Raw genomic sequence first — 18,561 nt, forward strand, 5'->3', positions numbered from 1 at the left:
GTGCGCCTGGCGCGTCGACGTCGGGCCTTAGTCCGCGCGTCGCGTGAACGGTGTTTCCGGCACGGGCGTCAGCGCTTTGCCGGTCGAGAACCACGCCACGACGTTGTCGGCGACGAGGTCGGCCATGGCGTTGCGCGTCACCACCGAGGCAGAGGCCACGTGCGGCAGGAGCGAAACATTCGGCAGCGCCACAAGCGCCTCCGGCACCTGCGGCTCGTTCTCGAAGACATCGAGACCGGCACCGGCGATCACGCCCGCCTGAAGCGCCGCGATCAAGGCCTGTTCGTCGACCGTCGAGCCGCGTCCGACATTGATCAGCACCCCATTGCCGCCAAGCGCGGCAAGCACCTCCGCATTGACCGTCCGCCGCGTCGCCTCGGTGCCGGGTACGATGACAACAAGCGTGTCGACCGCAGCTGCGAGCCCCGTCAGCGTCGAATGGTAGGCATAGGCAAGGCCTTCGCGCGGGCTGCGCGTATGATAGGCGATCGATACGCCGAAGGCTTCGAGCCGCTTGGCAATCGCAAGACCGATGCGTCCGAGACCGTAAAGACCGACGCTTCGACCCCGCAGCGACAGCGGCGATAGCGGGAACGCGCCCTCGCGGCTCCAGCGACCCTGGCGCAGCCATTGCTCCGCCTGCGGCAATTGACGGAGCGTGTTGAGCAGCAGCCCGACCGCGGTATCGGCCACTTCTTCCGTCAGGACGTCGGGCGTGTTGCTGACGGCAATTCCCTTGGCCGCGGCATGCCCGACCTCCACCCCGTCGTAGCCGACGCCGAAATTGGCGATGATCTCAAGTTCAGGCAGGGCGTCCATCAGTGCAGCCGGCACGCGCCCGGAAACGGCGATCGCCTTGACGTCCTGCATCTGCGGCGTCACCAGCGTCGCATCGGCACCTTCGATCCGCACCACGTCGAACCGTTCCGCCAGACGATCGATCACCCGCGGATTGATTTTTCCGGGCACGAGAACGCGAATGCGGGCAGACATGGCAATTTTCCTTGCGGGTGATGGGCCTCAGGCGATGACCCGCAAGGGGCCGGTCGACTGCCGGATGCGCATCTCCGGCTTGATCAGGTGAATTCCGTCCGGCTCATGGCTGCCGGAGAGCTTGTCGAGTAGTGCGCGGGCAGCACTGCGGCCGACATCGGCCTGCCCATTCCAGACGGTGGTGAGCGCCGGCGTCGCGATCGACGCCTCTTCCAGGTCGTCGTAGCCGGTAACCGAGATGTCGACGCCCGGCACGAGACCGGCGCGCGCGATGCCGTTCATCATGCCGATCGCCACGAGGTCGTTCCAACAGACGACCGCGGTCGGCTTCTGCGGCAACGAAAGCAGGTGCACTGCGGCCTCGAAGCCGCCCTGCTTCGTGCGGGGCCCGGGAATGCGCAGTTCCGGATCGACCTCGATGTTCGCCTTGCGCAGCGCGTTGACGTAGCCCTGGTAGCGGTCGCGTCCGGTGGAGGTCTCGTCCGTGCCGCCGACCATGGCGATGCAGCGGTGGCCAAGGCCGATCAGGTGGTTGGCGGCAAGCGAGATGCCGTAGGCGTCGTCGCCGCGGAAGATCGGCACGTCCACACCCTCGATCGAGCGGGCGATCAGGATCGCCGGCATGCCGTTGTCCTCGGCAAGCTGGATATCCTCCAGCGGCGTGCCGATCGCCGGCGACATGATGACGCCGTCGCCGCCGAGCTGCAGCAGCGTCTCGATGAAATCGCGCTGCTTGTCGACGGAATCGTAGTGATTGGAAAGAATGAAGGTCTGCTTGTCGCGGTCGAGTTCGGCCTCGATCGCCTTGAGGATTTCCCCGTAGAACGGGTTCATGATGTCGTGCACGACGACGCCGATGATGCCCGATCGCGATGTCCTGAGACTGGCAGCGCGGCGGTTGTAGATATAGCCGAGCGCGCGCGCCTGTTCCTTGATCTTGTCGCGGGTGACGGTCGCCACCAGCGGGCTGTCACGCAGGGCCAGGGATACCGTCGCCGTCGAAAGACCGAGTGTTTCCGCGATCGTCGAAAGCTTCACCTTTTGCGCCACGATGCCACCTGTAAGCCCTGTTTCGCCCCATCCGCACGAACCCCAGCCAGGAGCGGTGCGTCAAGCCGTTCGACATCCTTCGCGCGCCTTTGAGACGGCACGCGTGCCATAAATTTAAATCCCTATTTAAACTGTTTAAATCGCCGCGGCAATATGCGGCAAATCCGGTTCAATCGGCCGCGCGCGCAGCCTGAAGATTGCTGTCGACGGCGCGCAGCAGCTTCATCAGCGTGCGAACCTGCTTATCGGTCAGGCCGCGGGTCGCGAGCTTTTCCGAGTGCTGTCCGGCCTCGGCGATCGTCTGCAGCCGGTTGCGGCCGGGCTCAGTGAGATAGACCTTCGTGAGCCGGGCATCATCGTCGTCCGGACGCCGCTCGAGAAAGCCCTGCGCTTCCATGCGGCCGATGGTGCGGGTCATGGTCGGCGCCTTGACGCCGAGCTTGACCGCGAGCCCGCCGGCCGTCAGGCCATCGGTCTCGGCCAGCGCCAGCATGACGCCATCCTGTCCGGCATAGAGGCCGCTTTCAAGCAAATTGCGGGAGAGCACGGTGCGCATGGACCGCGCAGCCTGGACAAGGACGGCGGCAAGATCGTGCGGCTCGATCAGGAGCTCGTCCTTCTTCTTGCCGTTCTTGCCCTTCTTTTCGGCCTTGTTCTTCTTGCCCATTGGACCTCCTGCCGAATCCCGTCTCGAACACTTATAACAATACAGCTTGCGATTACGAACTGTATGACTCAAATAACAATTTTACGACAATTGACGTGGAGGATCGAAGAGAAATGTCGATGCCCGAGCCGCGATGGCAGGACAATCCGGCCGATCTTCCGCCTGACGCCCGTCGCGACTGGATCGCGGTGCTGCCGCTCGGCGCGCATGAGCAGCACGGACCTCACCTGCCCTTCGAAACCGACACGCTGATTGCCGAGGGGATCGTCTCCCGCACCATCGCCGTCCTTCCCGCCGATCTGCCTGTAACCTTCCTGCCGGCCGAGCCGGTCGGCTACTCGATCGAGCACATGGATGTCGCCGGCACCCGCACGCTCGCCTATGACGAGGCCGTGGAGCGCTGGCTCGGCATCGCCGGGGATCTCCATGGCCTTGGTATTCGCAAGCTCGTGATGCTGAACGCCCACGGCGGCAATTCGCCGTTGATGACGATCGTCGCGACCGAAGCGCGCGTGCGCTTGAACATGCTGGCGGTCGCGACCAGCTGGACCCGCTTCGGCCAGCCGGACGGCTGGATCGCGCCAGAAGACAAGGCCTTCGACATTCACGGCGGCGATATCGAGACTTCGGTGATGCTGGCGCTGCATCCCGACAAGGTGGACACGACAAAAGCGTCCGATTTCCCCTCGCGTCAGCGCGACTTTGCCGGTCGCTTCAAGCATCTGCGTGCCTACGGCCCGCATGCCTTCGGCTGGAAGATGCGCGACCTCAACGCCGATGGCGTTGCCGGCAACGCGTCAGCCGCAACGGCTGCGCGCGGCGAGGCGCTGCTTGCCCATGCCGTCAAAGGCCTTGTCGAACTGCTCGAAGACGTCAGGGATTTCGACCCGTCTGAACTCGCCTGACGCGTGAACCGACGCCCGGCAAACACTTTCTTTGCGGTTTTGCGCTATCAAGGACGTCCGTTGGAAGAGCAGAGAACCCATGGCGAAGATCATAGCGCTCGGCGCCTATTTTTATCAGGCCGTCATCGCCTTCGGCCTGCTGATCATCGTCGCCCATTGGCTGGCGCCTGCGGACTACGCCAGCTATTCGCTGTTCGTCTCGATCTGCCAATTCGCAGCGATCGCCGCTTTCGAATGGGTGCGCTTCGCCTGCACCCGCTTCTATCCGGGGCCGGACGCTGACAGCGAGGCGGCTGAGCGGCGCACGATCCTCGTTGAAGCGACGGTCTGCGCAGCACTCTGCCTGGCCGCAGCCTCGATAGCCGTGTTCTTCGGCGTGCCGCCGGTCGTCGCCCTTGTCGGCGGTCTAGTGTCGATCGCGCAAGGGGGCAGCGACCTGCATCTGACGATGCTGCGGTTTCGTCAGGACTTTCGCGCCTTTTCCGTGTTGCAGGGATCACGCGCCACAATTCTCGCAGTCGGCACGCTCGCCGGGGCATTGGCCTCGCCCACCTTCCTCTCAACGGTCACGGGGCTTCTGGCCGGCTACGCTGCCTACGGCCTGCTCGCCTCGGTTCTTTCCCGCAGCCCGGCAGCGCGACCGACCGTTGCACTGGAGACTGCGCGCTTCCGCAAGCACCTCGTCTATGGCAGCGTTTCGGCCGGCGCTGCAACGGCCGCCATGTTCGCGCCGCTCGCCCTCAAGACGCTGCTGACATCCGTTCTCGGAGCGACGGGTGCCGCCGGCGCGCTGTTGGCGCTCGACCTTTTGCAGCGGCCCTTCGTGCTCATCGTTTCGGCGCTTCAGGCGATCCAGTACCCCGAAATCGTCGCCGCCCACGACCGGACCGACAACCGCGCGGACCTCGCCCGGACGCTCGGGCAATACTATGCCCTGCTTGCCAGCTTCGCGCTGATGATGGCGGCCGGCATCTTTGCAGTGCTCCTGCCGGTCACGTGGGTCGTCATCAGCCCGGACCTGCAGCAGGGGTTCCTCGCCACGGCGCCCGCGATCATCCTCATTTCGCTTGCCCGCACGCTGACGCAGATCATGTTGCCGACGCCGCTGCACCTGAAGCAGCGTCTTGCGCTGATCCTTCTGCTCGCCGTCATCGACTGCCTGCTGCTGAACCTCGGGGCGCTCGCGGCGCTGGTTGTCGCAGGCCCGAGCGATACGGCGCTTGCGACCGGTGGTGCGATCGGCGCGGTCCTTGCGACCGCCTTCGGTCTGCGCCTGATGGCGGTGCTTCCCTTCGACCTCCCCTGGTCGCCGGTGCTTCTTGCCGCCGCAGGGCTCGCCACGGCTGGTTTCGCCTTCGCGCTCGCCGGCGAAACCAGCTATCTCGCGATCGGCGCCGGCATCCTCGGGGGCGGCGTCCTGTGCCTGCTCGCACTCAACCAATTGCGGCTGATGATGCGGGCTCCGGCCCCATAGGGCTGGAAACAATTGCGCTAAGAAAAACTGCACGAATTTCCGGTTAGATCGCCGCCGAAACGTTCGGAGAGTCCGCCATGAACATCGTCGTCGGCATAGCGACCGCAGGCCGCCGCGAAGTCCTTTCGGAGACCCTGCTGCATCTGACGCGGCAGACCCGCTTGCCGGACTCCATCCTGGTCTGCCCGAGCGCGCCCGAGGACATCGACGAAAACCGCCTCAGTGCCCTCGCAGTCGACGTCCGCGTCGTTAAGGGCAGCAAAGGCTCGAGCGCGCAGCGCAATGCGATCCTCGACCACGCGACGACCGCCGACCTGATCGTCTTCTTCGACGACGACTTCCTGCCACACCACGACTTTCTCGCAGAGACCGAGCGATTGTTTGCGCGCGAGGCGGATATCGTCGTTGCAACCGGCCTGGTTCTGGCAGACGGCATTCACGGACCCGGCATTTCGGTGGCCGATGCGAAGGCGATCCTCGATGGCGACGCCGGTCCCGCGCCCGAGGATCAAATCACGCCCGCCTTCAATGCCTACGGCTGCAACATGGCCTTCCGTGTTGCGGCGATCGCCGTCGAGCACACCCGCTTCGACGAGCGCCTGCCGCTCTACGGCTGGCAGGAGGACGTCGATTTCTGCCGGCAGCTTGCGTCACGCGGGCGCATCGTCAAGTCGCCGAGATTGCGCGGCGTCCATCTCGGCAACAAGCGCGGCCGCACCTCGGGTTTGCGTTTCGGCTACTCGCAGGTCGCCAATCCGCTCTATCTGCGCAACAAGGGCACGGTCGGCCTCAAATGGGCGCTGCGTCTGATGGGGGGCAACGTCGCTGCCAACATCCTCGGCAGCGTCAGGTCGCAAGGCCTCATCGACCGCCGCGGTCGGCTGAAGGGCAACGTCATCGCCGTCTTGGATATGCTGCGCGGACGGTTGGACCCGATGCGCGTGCTCGACCTCTAACGCCCTCCGCAGCCATCAAGCCCGGCTGGCAGCCAGCATGTTGAGCAGCAGGACCGCGCTTCCATCCCAGGAAAAGCGCTTGGCATTGTCGTAACCGGCATGCGTCAACTCACGGCGCAAAGTCGCGTCGACGGAGATCGTCCGCATGGCCTCGACCAGCGTTTCCGTCTTCAACGGATCGAAGTAGCGCACCGCATCGCCGCAGGCCTCGCGCACCGGTGGAATGTCGGCGGCCAGCACCGGGCAGCCTTGCGTCATCGCTTCGAGCGGCGGGATGCCGAAACCTTCGTAGAGGCTCGGAAAGACGAAGGCGACAGCGCGGCGTTGCAGCCCGGCGATCTCCGCGTCGGTCAGGCGCCCCGGAAAGATCAGATTGCCCTTCGACGTCGGCGCGATCGCGCGAAACACGTTGGGATCGGTGCCGCCCACCACGACCAGCTTGTGGTCACCGGCACCCAAGGCCTCGAAGGCGCGCACGGCAAACTCGACATTCTTGTTGGGTTTCAGCGTGCCGACCAGAAGGAAGAAGGGTGTATCGGTCAGCCCGAGCCGCGCGATGACACCGTCGTCCGGCTGAAGGCCGGCGAAGTGATCGGTTGCATTGTAGATCACGTCGATACCGGCCGAAGGCACGCGGAAGACGTCGGCTAGTTCCTTGCGCGAGAAGTTCGAGACCGTGCCGATCTTCGCCCTCCGCGCAAGAAGATAGCCGAGCGTTCCGTGGAACAGTCGGTAGCCGCGGCCAAAGGAGGCCGGATGGCGAAATAGCGTAACGTCGTGGATCACCACCACCTGGTCGCCATGCAGCACCGGCCCGCTGCCGCCGAAGCCGATGAGCGTGTCGCGGCGTGACCGCCAGAAGAGTGGCCCCTGCTCCCACAGATGGCCCGGGCCGGAGCCGAAGTGCTCCACCGAAATCGCCTTGAGGCCGAGATCATCGACAGCCTTGCCGGGAGAAAGGAGCCGCCAGCGCACGCCCTTCAGCGCATGCGGCACGGCACCCGAAGCGATGCGCTGATCGAGCGCCCGGATCATCTCGCGGGCGAAGCGCTGCACGCCCGTAAGCGGCTGGGTCAGGAACCGGCCGTTGATGGAAATCGTCTTCACGTGCGCACCCCTTCGATGTGCTGCGCACTCTCGCCGATCTTGATGAAAGGAGGGTTATCGGGATCGCAGCGATCAACGCCGCCCGACCGGCAAAATCGCCTGCGCCATTTGCGCATCGCCGCCGCATCTCCTATATGAGACGCGACTAGGATGCCTGCTCCCGCATCCGGAAATCCCAGAGGTTCCCATGACCGAAACATCCCCGCAGAAGCCGATCCCCGTCACCGTGCTCACCGGCTATCTCGGCGCCGGCAAGACGACGCTTTTGAACCGCATCCTCAGCGAGAACCATGGCCGCAAATACGCGGTCATCGTCAACGAGTTCGGCGAGATCGGCATCGACAACGACTTGATCGTGGAATCCGACGAGGAAATCTACGAGATGAACAACGGCTGCGTCTGCTGCACCGTGCGCGGCGACCTGATCCGCGTGGTGGAAGGCCTGATGCGCCGCCCCGGCCGCTTCGATGCGATCATCGTCGAGACCACGGGCCTTGCCGACCCGGTCCCGGTCGCCCAGACCTTCTTCATGGACGACGACGTGCGCGCCAAGACCGAGCTTGACGCCGTCGTCGCGCTGGTCGACGCCAAGCACCTGCCGCTGCGCCTCAAGGACAGCCGCGAGGCCGAAGACCAGATCGCCTTCGCCGATGTCGTTCTGCTCAACAAGACCGACCTCGTCACGCCCGAGGAACTGGAGCGCATCGAGGCGACCGTGCGCGTCATCAATCCGTCGGCCCGCATCTATCGCACCCAGCGCTCCGAGATCGATCTCGCCAAGGTCCTCGACCAGGGCGCCTTCAATCTCGAAAAGGCGCTGGAAAACGATCCGCACTTCCTCGACCAGGACGATCACGAACACGATCACACCTGCGGTCCGGATTGCGGCCACGATCATCACCATCACCACCATGATCATGATCACGACCACCATCATCATGATCATGACCACGATCACGACCATCATCACCACCACGATGCCCCCTCGCCGATCCACGACGTGACGGTGCAGTCGATCTCGCTGCGCGGCGGCGAGATGAACCCGGATCGCTTCTTCCCCTGGATCCAGAAGATCACCCAGACGGACGGCCCGAACATCCTGCGCCTGAAGGGCATCATCGCCTTTGCTGGCGACGCCGAGCGTTACGTCGTTCAGGGCGTGCACATGATCATCGAGGGCGATCACCAGCGTGCGTGGAAGGAAGGCGAAAAGCGCGAAAGCCGCCTCGTCTTCATCGGCCGTGACCTCGACCGCGAAAAGCTCGAGCGCACCTTCAAGGCCTGCGAGGCGCAGCCGAACTGATGCCGACTGTCGCTCCCCTCGATCTCGAAGGTCACGTCGTCGGCGTGGCCTTTCTCAAAGGCGTCCCCTTCTTCGCCGAAGCCACCGGCGCCATCCACCGCCTCGACCTCGGCCACAAGACGACGGAGGTCCACGAAGGCCTGCTCTCGCTCGTGGTCGACGAAGCCAACGATACGCTGCTGACCGGCGGCGAAGATGGCAAGGTCATGCGCACGGCCGCCGACGGTACCACGGCGCTGGTCGCCGAAGCGCCGCGCAAGTGGATCGCCCAGGTTGCCGCCGGCCCGCAAGGTGCCGTTGGCTATGCCTATGGCAAGACCACGCACGTGAAGCTTGCCGACGGCACGACGAAGGAATTCGCCGAGCAACGCACGGTCGAAGGCCTCGCCTTCGCGCCGAAAGGCCTTCGCGTCGCCGCAGCGCGCTACAACGGCGTGTCGTTGCATTGGGTCGGCACATCGGGCCAGCCGATCGACCTCGAATGGAAGGGCGCCCACACCGGCGTCACCTTCTCGCCCGACGGCCGCTTCCTCGTCACCACGATGCAGGAAAACGCGCTCCACGGCTGGAAGCTCGACGCCAAGCCCGGCGCCGAAGCGCGCCACATGCGCATGACCGGCTATCCGGCCAAGGTGAAGTCCTTTTCCTGGTCGGCCAAGGGCAAGTGGCTCGCATCCTCGGGCGCGCCAGCTGCCATCGTATGGCCCTTCCAGGGCAAGGACGGCCCGATGGGCAAGGCGCCGCTCGAACTCGGCACCCGCGCCGACATCATGGTGACCTCCGTCTGCTGCCATCCGGCTGAAGATATCGTCGCCATCGGCTATCAGGACGGCATGATCCTCGGCGCACGCTTTGCCGACAGCAAGGAAGTGCTGCTGCGCCGTCCCGGCAAGGGCGCAATCACCGCCATGGCGTGGAACAAGGATGGCCGGCAGCTGGCCTTCGGCTCGGCCGAGGGCGACTGCGGCGTCGTCGATATCGCGGGATAAACGGTGGGCATGACCGCATTGATTGAGACGCTACGGTACGAAGGCTCGCTTGCGGCACCGCTCGCCGATGGCGCGGTCTGGAGCCTGATCCGGGCGGAAGCGCGCGCGCTTGCCGCACGTGAACCGGTCATGGCGCCCGCCCTGATGCCGATCATCGATGCCGGATCGGATGCCGAATTGCTGGCCGGCGTGCTCTCAGCCGGCTTGGCCGTCGCGCGCGTCGACGAACGCTCGCTTGCGCAGCTGCTCGCCGACGTCTTCAAGGCAAACCCTCAGATCCTGCTGGCGACCGAAGCCGATCTTCAGGCGGTGAAAGAGCGTGACCCGGCCTGCCCGGGCCTCAAGCATGTGCTGGTGAACCTCAAGGGCTTTCAGGCACTGCAGACCTACCGCGCTGCTCACCAGCTCTGGGTCGACGGCCGCCGTGAGGTCGCGAGCTGGCTTTCGAACCTCGCCTCGCTCGTCTTCGGACCTGACATTCATCCGGCCGCCTGCATCGGCAAGGCTGTCATGCTCGACCATGGCTCCGGCATCGTCATCGGAGAAACCTCGGTCATCGAAGATCAGGTCTCGATCCTGCAGAACGTCACGCTCGGCGGTACCGGCAAGGAAACCGGAGACCGCCACCCGAAGATCGGCCGCGGCGTGATGCTCGGCGCCGGAGCCAAGATCCTCGGCAATATCGAGGTCGGCGCCTATAGCAAGGTCGCCGCCGGCAGCGTCGTCCTCAAGACCGTTCCGCCGCGCACCACCGTCGCGGGCGTGCCGGCAACCGTCGTGCGCATCCATCGCGTCGATGAAATTCCGGCAGCGGAGATGGACCAGACGATCGTCTGACCCATCCTGTTGCCTGTCAGATCTTCACCAGCGCCGCGGTGGCATACATGAATGCCGCACCGGCTGCGAGGCCGGCCAGAACCGGCGGCGTCAGGAACACGTCGCTCCTGCGCTCGCTCTGGCGCATCAGATAGGCGCCCACTTCGACGATCACCTGCAGGATCGCGCCCGCCCCGATCGCCAGCGCCAAGGCGGACCATTGCGCCGAGGCGGCAAGGCTCCCGAGCCACATGCCGATGACGGCCGGGCTGCCCGCCAGCAGCGTCAAACCGACGAAGACCGAGAGCGGCGGCCTCTTCTTCAGGATCGGCGCGGCGATGCCGATGCCTTCTGTGACATTGTGGAGCGCAAAGCCGAGCACGAGGAAGGTGCCGAGCCCGGCCGAGCCGGCCGCAAAGGCGGCCCCGATCGCCAGCCCCTCGCCAAGATTGTGCAGGCCGATGCCGAGCGCGATGTAGGTGGAGAGCGCCAGCCCGGTCGGCGCACCGCTTCGCCGGCCGATTGCCATCAGCAGGAGGAAACTGCTTAAAGCCGCCAGCACCACCATGACTGGCCCCTGGAAGATCGCCGCGGCTTCGCCGGCAAGCTCGAGCGCCTCGCCACTCGCATCGACCAGCAGGAAGCCGAGCAGGCCGATCGTCAGCGACAGCAGAAAGGCCATGCCCTCGCGCCCAACACCACGCAGCACCGGATAGAACATCAGCCCGACGGCCACGGGCACGATGCCGACGATGATGCCGACCAGGGCTTGCAGCCGCAATTGGCCCGTCGTCGCCTGGGGCGTCGGCACGGCAACCGCAATGTCATGCGCAAAGGTGGCGCCGGTGTTGGTCACCACCTTCACGGCATGCGCCTCACCGAGCATCCAGGGAAATGGCAGTTTCAGCCATGCGGCCCCACCGCGTGCGATCGGCCCCGGCGGGTCCTGGGCGAATTGCCAATAGGCGTCGTCCACCTGGACCTGTGCCACCGTCATCGGTTCCGATCCGCCGGCGCGAACAAGCAGACTGAGACCACTATCGTCGAGAACGGTTCTTTCGAAGGTGAGGTTTTCGACCGGCGGCGCACCGTTGCGAAAGCCCGACAACGGATCGGTCGATACGAGCCAGGCAACGGCGATGCCAAAGACGATAAGGGGCAACGCCAGCCACACCAGGTTGGTCTTTGCCGCGCGAATGGCAGCTCTTGGCATCTCGTTCATGCGAGCGCCTCCACCACGTCGAACATGCCGACCCAACCGAGCTCAGTGAACTCGGTCTGGTGCGGGTGGAACATGTAGAGGCCGGGTTCGTGCTCAGCGAAGGTGAATTCGAGGATGCCGCGCTGCGCCTGGCACTGGGTGATGAGATCGACGGTTTTCAAGGTCGGCGTCAACGTCGTGCCCTGGTCGTAATAGTCGAAGAAATTGGCGTGCAGGTGGAAGGAGTTGATCGGGTCGAATTCGATGACGTTGATGAGATAGATGCGCACCGGCCTGCCCTTCACGATCCGGATTGGCCGTTTCATGAAGGCGTGCGCGATGGTGTTGACCGCATAGAATTCGTTCTCGGCATCGAAATTGGTGTCGAAGGCGTTCATCACCATCACCAGTTCCTGCCAGCCGGCATTCTCTGGTGTGCCGAGCAGCCTGGAGCGGGCGACCTCCACATGCTCCGGCCGGCGCTCCGGGTCGGGATCGATCACGAAGGCGCCGTACATGCCCTTGTGGATGTGCCGGCGCAACGGCATCGCATGGCAGTGGTAGAGATGGCAGCCGAAGGGCTTGGCATCGAACTCATAGATAAATTCGTCACCCGGATCGACCACGCCGGCCCCAGGAACGCCGTCCATGCGCGCCGCGTGAATACCGTGGAAATGGATCGAGTGCGGATGCGAAGCATAGTTGCGAAAGACGATCCGCAGCCGCTCGCCTTCTTTGGCCCGCAGCGCCGGCCCCGGCACGCGGCCGTTATAGGTCCAGGCGGGAAATTTGATGCCGGGCGCGATTTCGATCTCTCGATCCTCCGCCGTCATCTCGAAGGTGCGCAGCGTCCGTCCGTCCGGCAGCGTCGAAACCGTGCCCGTGTCCCAATCTGTGAGCATCTCTGTCGGGTCGAAGCCGTTGACGGCGCTATCGACCTCGCCGACCGTCATCATCGCGCCATGCCCCATGGCGGGCATCGGCTCCTGTCCCGCCGCTCCCGATGGCGCGGCATGACCGACATGGCTCGCCTGTTGTTGACCCAAGGCGGCGCTGGTGCAGATCGCCGTTCCACCGGCTGCCGCCAGCCCGCCCATCAGCAGACTGCGCCTTCGCAGCAGGTCCGGTCTTGTCGGCTTGTCCATATTCGCCCCTCTCCCTCATTGGGTAACACGCACCGCACCGCGCCTGACTGGGGCCAGCAACGATCCACCTGCTTCTGCAAATCATTTGCAACAACATCAATAGTGCAAATGCATCCCATTCGCAACTGACTTGGGAAGCGTGATGTCCGAAGGGGCCGGCAGGACCGCGCGCTCAGCACGGCGCGCCCGTCATCATCCCGGAAACCAAAACGTCCCCGGAAGGCGCCGGCCTCGGGGACGTTGGGTTGAACTTCGGCGCCGGACCGGAAACGGACATGTCCGCAGGGCCTCGGAAGGCGGTGCTCGCGCCTCACCATTCAAGTTCGAGTTGCGGGATCCCGTTGGAGGTTTTTTCGATCGTGCGGCCGCTCTCGTCCACCGTCGCGGTAACCCGCTGGCGGAAGGCCGAGAAGCTCTCGAAGGTGACGACGTCGACCGGCTGGTCGAATTTCATCGTCAGACGATAGCGTCCCGGCTGCGCCGCGATCGCCTGGACGCCCAGGATCTCGCCTTCGAAGGCCTGGCCGAGATAGCGCCCCTTCACGCGGGACCCGAGCATCCAGGGATTGAAGGGCGGCCGGTTGCCGGCGGCGGCATGCAGCGTGTTCCAGTCGCGATAGCCGTACTGGGCGGCGATCAGTTCGAGCGAGCGGGAATGGCCGATGGTTTCGCCTTCGGATGCGAGGCGGATGCGCAGACGCTTGGCCTGGTCTTTCAGGGCGTCGAGCGAGGGAAGCGGGATTGATCCGCGCGTCATGAGAAGGTCTCCTGCAGCGGCATGCATTCCTTGAAGATGGGAGCCCGCATTGCCACCGGTTCGCATGCCGTTTCGGCTGACCGTGTCTCAAAAGAAGGACTTCACCAAAGCATGACGCTCGCGGACGGCAGGGACCTTCACCCTGCCGCTTCCATAGGGGATGCCGCCTCGACTGTCAAACCAGGCCCGGAAATGCGGCTGCGTCCGCGCGAAACACGATTGCGCACGCGCAACAGCTGTGGGACGACTGAAGGAGACGACGAGGGAGGAACTCATGACCGAAATGACGATACTCGCATTTGCGCTGGTTGCCTTCATCGGCATCGCGACACCGGGCCCGACGGTCCTCCTCGCACTCACCAACGGATCGCGCTACGGGGTGCGGCGCGCAACCGCGGGCATGGTCGGCGCCGTGCTCTCCGATTTCGTGCTGATCGGCGCGGTCGCGCTTGGCCTCGGCGCGCTGCTGGCGGCCTCCGAATTCTGGTTTACCGTCGTCAAATGGCTGGGCGCGGGCTATCTGGCCTTTCTCGGCATCATGCTGCTGCGGTCGAAAGGGACGATCCAGGTGGCAAACGAAGCCGGCGGCGCGGCTCCCGTTTCCTCTGCCGCGATTTTCCTCAAAAGCTTCCTGGTCGCTGTCACCAATCCCAAGGGTTACCTGTTCTTCACCGCCTTCCTGCCGCAGTTCATCGATCCGACGGCACCACAGGCGTCGCAATACGCCATGCTTGCGCTCGTCTTCGCAGTCGTCGATTTCACCGTGATGTTCGGCTATGCGCTGCTCGGCGCGAAGGCTGCAGCCTTCCTCAAGCGCTCCGGCGCCGTCTGGCTCGACCGCCTCTGCGGCGGCGCGTTGCTGGCGCTCGCCGGCTCGCTCGCCCTCTATCGCCGCGCCACCGCCTGAAATGCTGTTTCGCCAAAACGTGCTCGCTGGCATCGCCAGCGGCGACGTAACCTTGGCCTTCCGGCGTTGGACCAAGCCGACTGTCAAGGCCGGCGGTAGCTTGCGCACCGCAGTCGGTGTTCTCGCCATCGATGCCGTCGACGAGATCGACGAAGGCGCGATTACCGACAGCGATGCCCGCAAAGCCGGCTTTGCCGATCGCGCCGCCCTCGCGAAGGAGCTTACCGCGCGCACCGAAGGGCGCTGCTATCGCATCGCCTTCCACCGTGCCGGCGACGATCCACGCATCGCCCTGCGGGAAGCGGCTGACCTCGACGGTGAAGGACGGGCAGAAATCGACCGCAAGCTCGCGCGCTTCGACGACAGCGCCGGCATGGGCTGGACGCGTCCGGTACTGCAGCTGATCGCCGTCCGTGACGGGACGACCGCAGCGGAGCTGAGCGCCGCCATCGGCATGGAGAAACTGAAGCTCAAGGCGCGCATCCGCAAATTGAAGGAGCTCGGCCTCACCGAAAGCCTCGATGTCGGCTATCGCCTGTCCGGCCGCGGGCGCGCCTATCTCGACGGCGAATAGCCCGCGTGAAAAAGCGGGCGGTGACGCGGACACGATCGGTCATTCCTTCCAATCCCGATCGCCGCTGTTGCGTGCCTAGAGCAGGTGTGAGACGACTTGCCACCGAAACGGACCACCCCCATCAGGCAAGGCGAGGAGACAGGCATGATCGGCTACACCATGGTCGGAACGGCGGACCTGAGGCGCGCAGAGCGCTTCTACGATCCGGTGATGGCGCTGATCGGCCAGGAGCGCTGCTACTGCGACGAGCAGGTTTCCTCCTGGGGTCGAAAGGATGATGACAAGGCGCCGCGTTTCTTTGCCTGCCACCCCTTCGACGGGAAAGCCGCCTCGGTCGGCAACGGTGCGATGACCGCCTTCCTGGTGGAAAGCGCGGAGGTCATCGACCGGCTGTTCGAGACCGCCATGGCGCGCGGCGGCAGCGAAGAGGGAAAACCAGGCTTCCGTCCGCAATATGGCGATGGCTTCTACGCGGCCTATGTGCGTGATCCCGACGGCAACAAGCTGGCCTTCGTCTGCTACGACGCCCGTGAGGTCGAGAGCCCGTCCTGATCGGTCCTAGCGTCGCGTCGACCAGCCGAACCAGATCGCCACGGCCGCAAGCATCAGCGCGAGCACACGCCGCACCAACCGTTCGCGTGCCGGCGAGTTGAGGACCGGCTCCAACGCCCCGGCCAGAAGCACGATCGCGGCATGAACCGCGGTCGCGACCCCCACATAGAGCGCGGCAAGCGTCAGGTTCTGGGGCAAGAGCGGGCGTGTATCGTCGACGAAGGTCGGAAGCACGGTGACGAAGAACAGCGCCGCCTTCGGATTGAGCAGATTTGTGATCAGGCCACGCCGGAAATAGAAGGATGCGGGCTTGCCGCTCGGCCCCGCCTCCTCACCGTCACCGTTCCAGGCCTCGAAGGCGAGATAGAGCAGGAAGCCGACGCCTGCCCAGCGAAGCGCCCCATAGAGCATGTCCGACTGGCCGACGAACTCGGCGACCCCGAAGGATGCGGCAAGGCCGACGATCGCCAGGCCGAGCGCCACGCCGGCGACGGTCGCCATGCCGGGCCTGCGCCCCTCCGAGGCCGCGACCATGGCGAGGTAGGCCATGTTCGGTCCCGGCGTCAGTTCGATGATGAAGGATGTCAGTAGAAAGGGCAGCAGGGTCGCTGCCCCGAAAATGAACGGATCCATGCGCGAGACTTCCATCCGCCTGCAACGAGGCCTTGCCGCAAGGACAGGTCAGCGGTGCCGCATTGTCAAGGAAGATCACAAACCCATCAGCAGGGAGCGCCCGGCATGTCATGCGTCTGCCCCCTCGCCGATCAGATCGGACCAGCGAGGGAGCAGCGAAAAATCCGCCACCGCAGGGTTGGCGGCGGAAAGAGAGCTCAGGCGGCGCGGCGAACCGGCGGCATGGCGAGCTTGCGGCCGCTGGCGACGATCAGGCCGGCAGTGCCCTCGAGCCAGTTGTCCCGAAGCTCGAGCGCCAGGAACCGGTCGCGTTCGAACGGCCCTGGCATCACCAGATGCTGGGTGCGGCTGGCAAAGAAGCCGAAGCGCTCGTAATAGGCAGCATCACCGACGAGCAGGATCGCGCCATGGCCGCGGTTCTTGGCCTCTTCGATCGCGGCCCGCATCAGCATGCCGCCGATGCCCTTGCCCTCATGGGCGGGGTCGACTGCGAGCGGACCGAGCAGCAGCGCCGGCACGGCATGGCCCTCACGGCTGACGCCGGCCTCGACGTTCCAGAGCCGGACCGTGCCGATCACGTGACCATCGACATCGCGGGCGACGAAGGCAAGGCCTTCGGCCGGCAGCCGGCCGCTGCGCAGCTTCTCCGACGACTTGCGGCGGCGCTCCGGCCCCATGGCACGGTCGAGCAGGTTCTCGCGCGCGACGACGTCGCCCGGATTCTCGGCATCGATTACAAATGTAGTGGGCGCGAAAAACGCGCGCAGGGCGTCAACAACAGCGGCCATCGGGGCCTCCCGTCATCAAAACCGCTTCAGGCGGACCGAACGAAAATTGTGAAGTGGCGCTCCCGCCCGAGGACGGGAGCAGGCCGGATCAGATCACATAGGCCTTCAGCGGCTCGAAGCCGTTGAAGGCGACGGCCGAGTAGGTCGTCGTATAGGCGCCGGTACCTTCGATCAGAACCTCGTCGCCGATCGAAAGGGTGATCGGCAGCGGATACATGTTCTTCTCATAGAGCACGTCGGCCGAATCGCAGGTCGGGCCGGCGAGCACGCAAGGCTCCATTTCGTCGCCATCGCGCGCCGTACGGATCGGGTAGCGGATCGCTTCGTCCATGGTTTCGGCGAGTCCGCCGAACTTGCCGATGTCGAGGAACACCCAGCGATGGGCGTCGTTGTCCGACTTCTTCGAGACGAGAACGACTTCCGCCTTGATCACGCCGGCGTTGCCGACCATGCCGCGACCGGGCTCGATGATCGTTTCCGGGATGTGGTTGCCGAAGTGCTTCTTCAGCGCGCCGAAGATCGCCTGGCCGTAGGCTTCCGCCGTCGGCACGTCCTTCAGGTACTTCGTCGGGAAGCCACCGCCCATGTTGACCATCTTGAGCTCGATGCCCTGCTTGGCCAGTTGCACGAAGACGCGCTTGGCATCGGCAAGGGCCTGATCCCAGGCATCCAGCTTCGTCATCTGCGAACCGACATGGAACGAGACGCCGTAGGAAACGAGGCCATGCTGGTGGGCGTAGACGAGCACGTCGACGGCCATCTGCGGGACGCAGCCGAACTTGCGCGACAGCGGCCATTCGGCGCCTTCACCATCGGTCAGGACGCGGCAGAACACGCGAGCGCCGGGGGCTGCGCGGGCAACCTTCTCCACTTCCTCGTGGCTGTCGACCGCGAACAGGTTGACCCCAAGCGCGTGGGCGCGGGCAATGTCGCGCTCCTTCTTGATGGTGTTGCCATAGGAGACGCGGCTCGCGGTCGCACCGGCGTCGAGCGCCATTTCGATTTCGGCGACGGACGCGCAATCGAAGGAAGAGCCCATACCGGCGAGCAGGCGCAGGATTTCCGGCGCCGGGTTTGCCTTGACCGCATAATAGATCGAGCTGTCCGGCATCGCATGGCGGAAAGCCTTGAAATTGTTGCGCACGACGTCGAGGTCGACAACAAGGCACGGGCCTTCCGGTCGTCGGGTGTTGATGAAGTCGATGATGCGAGCCGTGGTCATGGCCATATTCCCCTGATCCAAGATGCCCCGCTTTCGCGGAGGACAAAGGGCATACGCGCACATGCTCTGGAACCAGCCGGTGGAGACCCCGGAACCATGCATGCGCTCGATGCGCGAACGGTGAATCAAAGCCCGCCTAGGCTTCAATTCGGCTTTGTCTGCCATGGATTGGAGGGAATAACCCAACCGCACTTCCGGCAATGAAGGTGTGCCTCTTCAGTAACCCCGGCTGTTGGAAAGCCGGCAGACACCAGAAAGGCCCGCACCGTCGTTGCTTCAAGATGTCCTCGCATTTCCCGGTTGGCCGGAATAGCGACTGGAGGGGTTAGTTCCAGGTACCTTACCGATACCCTCACCTAATCGAGGGTCGGCGGACACCCACAGGCACGTGCGACTTTGGGCAAGGGCGTAGGTAAGAAAAAAGCCCGTCGTAATCAAGAGTTTTTTCACAACCGCGGTTGAATTTTTTTCCAGCCGGGCAAAACTGTCGATGCTCACAAATTTTGAACGCTTGGCGCCAGA

General features: G+C 64.6%; 19 protein-coding genes. 9 read left to right on the forward strand and 10 right to left on the reverse strand.

Annotated features, from left to right (window positions below):
- Window positions 1–27 precede the first annotated feature (27 nt).
- The 3 genes from IB263_RS19895 to IB263_RS19905 all read right to left on the reverse strand — a co-directional run bounded on the left by IB263_RS19895 (window position 28) and on the right by IB263_RS19905 (window position 2,710).
- A complete protein-coding gene (locus tag IB263_RS19895) occupies window positions 28–993 on the reverse strand; it encodes a 2-hydroxyacid dehydrogenase (RefSeq protein ID WP_134886230.1) in 966 nt (321 codons plus the stop codon).
- 27 nt (window positions 994–1,020) lie between these two features.
- Window positions 1,021–2,043 carry a LacI family DNA-binding transcriptional regulator gene (locus IB263_RS19900; protein WP_034786913.1) on the reverse strand — a complete coding sequence of 341 codons (1,023 nt, stop codon included), beginning with the start codon at window positions 2,041–2,043 and terminating at the stop codon, window positions 1,021–1,023.
- Between the two features lie 169 nt (window positions 2,044–2,212).
- The gene (locus IB263_RS19905) at window positions 2,213–2,710 is read right to left on the reverse strand and encodes a MarR family winged helix-turn-helix transcriptional regulator (protein WP_034786917.1); all 498 of its coding nucleotides are present in this window, start codon (window positions 2,708–2,710) and stop codon (window positions 2,213–2,215) included.
- 113 nt (window positions 2,711–2,823) lie between these two features.
- On the opposite strand from IB263_RS19905, the gene IB263_RS19910 reads away from it, so the two are divergent.
- The 3 genes from IB263_RS19910 to IB263_RS19920 all read left to right on the forward strand — a co-directional run bounded on the left by IB263_RS19910 (window position 2,824) and on the right by IB263_RS19920 (window position 6,045).
- Window positions 2,824–3,615, forward strand: a complete 792-nt coding sequence (locus IB263_RS19910; RefSeq protein WP_192438901.1) for a creatininase family protein — start codon at window positions 2,824–2,826, stop codon at window positions 3,613–3,615.
- Between the two features lie 79 nt (window positions 3,616–3,694).
- Complete coding sequence (locus IB263_RS19915; protein WP_060517553.1) at window positions 3,695–5,089, forward strand: hypothetical protein; 1,395 nt, start codon at window positions 3,695–3,697, stop codon at window positions 5,087–5,089.
- Window positions 5,090–5,166: 77 nt separating this feature from the next.
- Window positions 5,167–6,045: a glycosyltransferase family 2 protein gene (locus tag IB263_RS19920; RefSeq protein ID WP_192438902.1), complete on the forward strand. Its 879-nt coding sequence runs from the start codon at window positions 5,167–5,169 to the stop codon at window positions 6,043–6,045.
- A 15-nt stretch (window positions 6,046–6,060) separates the two neighbouring features.
- Here IB263_RS19920 and IB263_RS19925 read toward each other — a convergent pair whose 3' ends face one another.
- Window positions 6,061–7,152 (reverse strand): glycosyltransferase family 1 protein, encoded by a 1,092-nt coding sequence (locus tag IB263_RS19925; protein ID WP_192438903.1) that lies wholly within the window; start codon window positions 7,150–7,152, stop codon window positions 6,061–6,063.
- 187 nt (window positions 7,153–7,339) lie between these two features.
- Here IB263_RS19925 and IB263_RS19930 point away from each other — a divergent pair, with 187 nt between their 5' ends.
- The 3 genes from IB263_RS19930 to cysE are packed head-to-tail and all read left to right on the forward strand — an operon-like array spanning window position 7,340 to window position 10,281.
- Window positions 7,340–8,455 (forward strand): GTP-binding protein, encoded by a 1,116-nt coding sequence (locus tag IB263_RS19930; RefSeq protein WP_090297959.1) that lies wholly within the window; start codon window positions 7,340–7,342, stop codon window positions 8,453–8,455.
- Complete coding sequence (locus IB263_RS19935) at window positions 8,455–9,444, forward strand: WD40 repeat domain-containing protein (protein ID WP_060604675.1); 990 nt, start codon at window positions 8,455–8,457, stop codon at window positions 9,442–9,444. The genes IB263_RS19930 and IB263_RS19935 overlap by 1 nt, the downstream gene beginning before the upstream one ends.
- Window positions 9,445–9,453: 9 nt before the next feature.
- On the forward strand, window positions 9,454–10,281 hold the full coding sequence (gene cysE, locus IB263_RS19940; protein WP_192438904.1) for a serine O-acetyltransferase: 828 nt from the start codon (window positions 9,454–9,456) through the stop codon (window positions 10,279–10,281).
- Window positions 10,282–10,297: 16 nt separating this feature from the next.
- Here cysE and IB263_RS19945 read toward each other — a convergent pair whose 3' ends face one another.
- From IB263_RS19945 to IB263_RS19955, 3 genes are all read right to left on the reverse strand, one after another.
- Window positions 10,298–11,482: a metal transporter gene (locus IB263_RS19945; RefSeq protein WP_060581269.1), complete on the reverse strand. Its 1,185-nt coding sequence runs from the start codon at window positions 11,480–11,482 to the stop codon at window positions 10,298–10,300.
- Complete coding sequence (locus IB263_RS19950) at window positions 11,479–12,606, reverse strand: multicopper oxidase domain-containing protein (RefSeq protein ID WP_192438905.1); 1,128 nt, start codon at window positions 12,604–12,606, stop codon at window positions 11,479–11,481. The genes IB263_RS19945 and IB263_RS19950 overlap by 4 nt, the downstream gene beginning before the upstream one ends.
- A gap of 310 nt (window positions 12,607–12,916) precedes the next feature.
- A complete protein-coding gene (locus IB263_RS19955; protein WP_089044937.1) occupies window positions 12,917–13,363 on the reverse strand; it encodes a glyoxalase superfamily protein in 447 nt (148 codons plus the stop codon).
- A 274-nt stretch (window positions 13,364–13,637) separates the two neighbouring features.
- On the opposite strand from IB263_RS19955, the gene IB263_RS19960 reads away from it, so the two are divergent.
- The 3 genes from IB263_RS19960 to IB263_RS19970 all read left to right on the forward strand — a co-directional run bounded on the left by IB263_RS19960 (window position 13,638) and on the right by IB263_RS19970 (window position 15,396).
- Window positions 13,638–14,270, forward strand: a complete 633-nt coding sequence (locus IB263_RS19960) for a LysE family translocator (protein ID WP_060581266.1) — start codon at window positions 13,638–13,640, stop codon at window positions 14,268–14,270.
- Between the two features lies 1 nt (window position 14,271).
- Complete coding sequence (locus IB263_RS19965; RefSeq protein WP_089044935.1) at window positions 14,272–14,844, forward strand: hypothetical protein; 573 nt, start codon at window positions 14,272–14,274, stop codon at window positions 14,842–14,844.
- A gap of 144 nt (window positions 14,845–14,988) precedes the next feature.
- On the forward strand, window positions 14,989–15,396 hold the full coding sequence (locus IB263_RS19970; protein ID WP_034786961.1) for a VOC family protein: 408 nt from the start codon (window positions 14,989–14,991) through the stop codon (window positions 15,394–15,396).
- 6 nt (window positions 15,397–15,402) lie between these two features.
- On the opposite strand, the gene IB263_RS19975 is transcribed toward IB263_RS19970, so the two are convergent.
- The 3 genes from IB263_RS19975 to odc2 form a co-directional block, all read right to left on the reverse strand.
- The gene (locus IB263_RS19975; RefSeq protein WP_034786964.1) at window positions 15,403–16,029 is read right to left on the reverse strand and encodes a LysE family translocator; all 627 of its coding nucleotides are present in this window, start codon (window positions 16,027–16,029) and stop codon (window positions 15,403–15,405) included.
- A 197-nt stretch (window positions 16,030–16,226) separates the two neighbouring features.
- Window positions 16,227–16,817, reverse strand: a complete 591-nt coding sequence (locus tag IB263_RS19980) for a GNAT family N-acetyltransferase (RefSeq protein ID WP_034786966.1) — start codon at window positions 16,815–16,817, stop codon at window positions 16,227–16,229.
- An 88-nt stretch (window positions 16,818–16,905) separates the two neighbouring features.
- Window positions 16,906–18,045 carry an ornithine/lysine decarboxylase gene (gene odc2, locus IB263_RS19985; RefSeq protein WP_218686560.1) on the reverse strand — a complete coding sequence of 380 codons (1,140 nt, stop codon included), beginning with the start codon at window positions 18,043–18,045 and terminating at the stop codon, window positions 16,906–16,908.
- Window positions 18,046–18,561: the final 516 nt, after the last annotated feature.

Origin of the sequence: Ensifer sp. ENS03 (assembly GCF_014852035.1) — a bacterium.
Classification (GTDB): Bacteria; Pseudomonadota; Alphaproteobacteria; order Rhizobiales; family Rhizobiaceae; genus Ensifer; species Ensifer adhaerens.

Excerpts from the sequence above, each read along its gene's own strand:
- IB263_RS19950 (WP_192438905.1), bottom strand. The coding sequence starts at position 12,606 with ATGGACAAGCCGACAAGACCGGACCTGCTGCGAAGGCGCAGTCTGCTG.
- IB263_RS19945 (WP_060581269.1), bottom strand. The coding sequence starts at position 11,482 with ATGAACGAGATGCCAAGAGCTGCCATTCGCGCGGCAAAGACCAACCTG.
- IB263_RS19975 (WP_034786964.1), bottom strand. The coding sequence starts at position 16,029 with ATGGATCCGTTCATTTTCGGGGCAGCGACCCTGCTGCCCTTTCTACTG.
- IB263_RS19930 (WP_090297959.1), top strand. The coding sequence starts at position 7,340 with ATGACCGAAACATCCCCGCAGAAGCCGATCCCCGTCACCGTGCTCACC.
- IB263_RS19935 (WP_060604675.1), top strand. The coding sequence starts at position 8,455 with ATGCCGACTGTCGCTCCCCTCGATCTCGAAGGTCACGTCGTCGGCGTG.
- IB263_RS19905 (WP_034786917.1), bottom strand. The coding sequence starts at position 2,710 with ATGGGCAAGAAGAACAAGGCCGAAAAGAAGGGCAAGAACGGCAAGAAG.
- cysE (WP_192438904.1), top strand. The coding sequence starts at position 9,454 with ATGACCGCATTGATTGAGACGCTACGGTACGAAGGCTCGCTTGCGGCA.
- IB263_RS19955 (WP_089044937.1), bottom strand. The coding sequence starts at position 13,363 with ATGACGCGCGGATCAATCCCGCTTCCCTCGCTCGACGCCCTGAAAGAC.
- IB263_RS19910 (WP_192438901.1), top strand. The coding sequence starts at position 2,824 with ATGTCGATGCCCGAGCCGCGATGGCAGGACAATCCGGCCGATCTTCCG.
- IB263_RS19965 (WP_089044935.1), top strand. The coding sequence starts at position 14,272 with ATGCTGTTTCGCCAAAACGTGCTCGCTGGCATCGCCAGCGGCGACGTA.
- IB263_RS19915 (WP_060517553.1), top strand. The coding sequence starts at position 3,695 with ATGGCGAAGATCATAGCGCTCGGCGCCTATTTTTATCAGGCCGTCATC.
- IB263_RS19980 (WP_034786966.1), bottom strand. The coding sequence starts at position 16,817 with ATGGCCGCTGTTGTTGACGCCCTGCGCGCGTTTTTCGCGCCCACTACA.
- IB263_RS19970 (WP_034786961.1), top strand. The coding sequence starts at position 14,989 with ATGATCGGCTACACCATGGTCGGAACGGCGGACCTGAGGCGCGCAGAG.
- IB263_RS19960 (WP_060581266.1), top strand. The coding sequence starts at position 13,638 with ATGACCGAAATGACGATACTCGCATTTGCGCTGGTTGCCTTCATCGGC.
- IB263_RS19920 (WP_192438902.1), top strand. The coding sequence starts at position 5,167 with ATGAACATCGTCGTCGGCATAGCGACCGCAGGCCGCCGCGAAGTCCTT.
- IB263_RS19895 (WP_134886230.1), bottom strand. The coding sequence starts at position 993 with ATGTCTGCCCGCATTCGCGTTCTCGTGCCCGGAAAAATCAATCCGCGG.
- odc2 (WP_218686560.1), bottom strand. The coding sequence starts at position 18,045 with ATGGCCATGACCACGGCTCGCATCATCGACTTCATCAACACCCGACGA.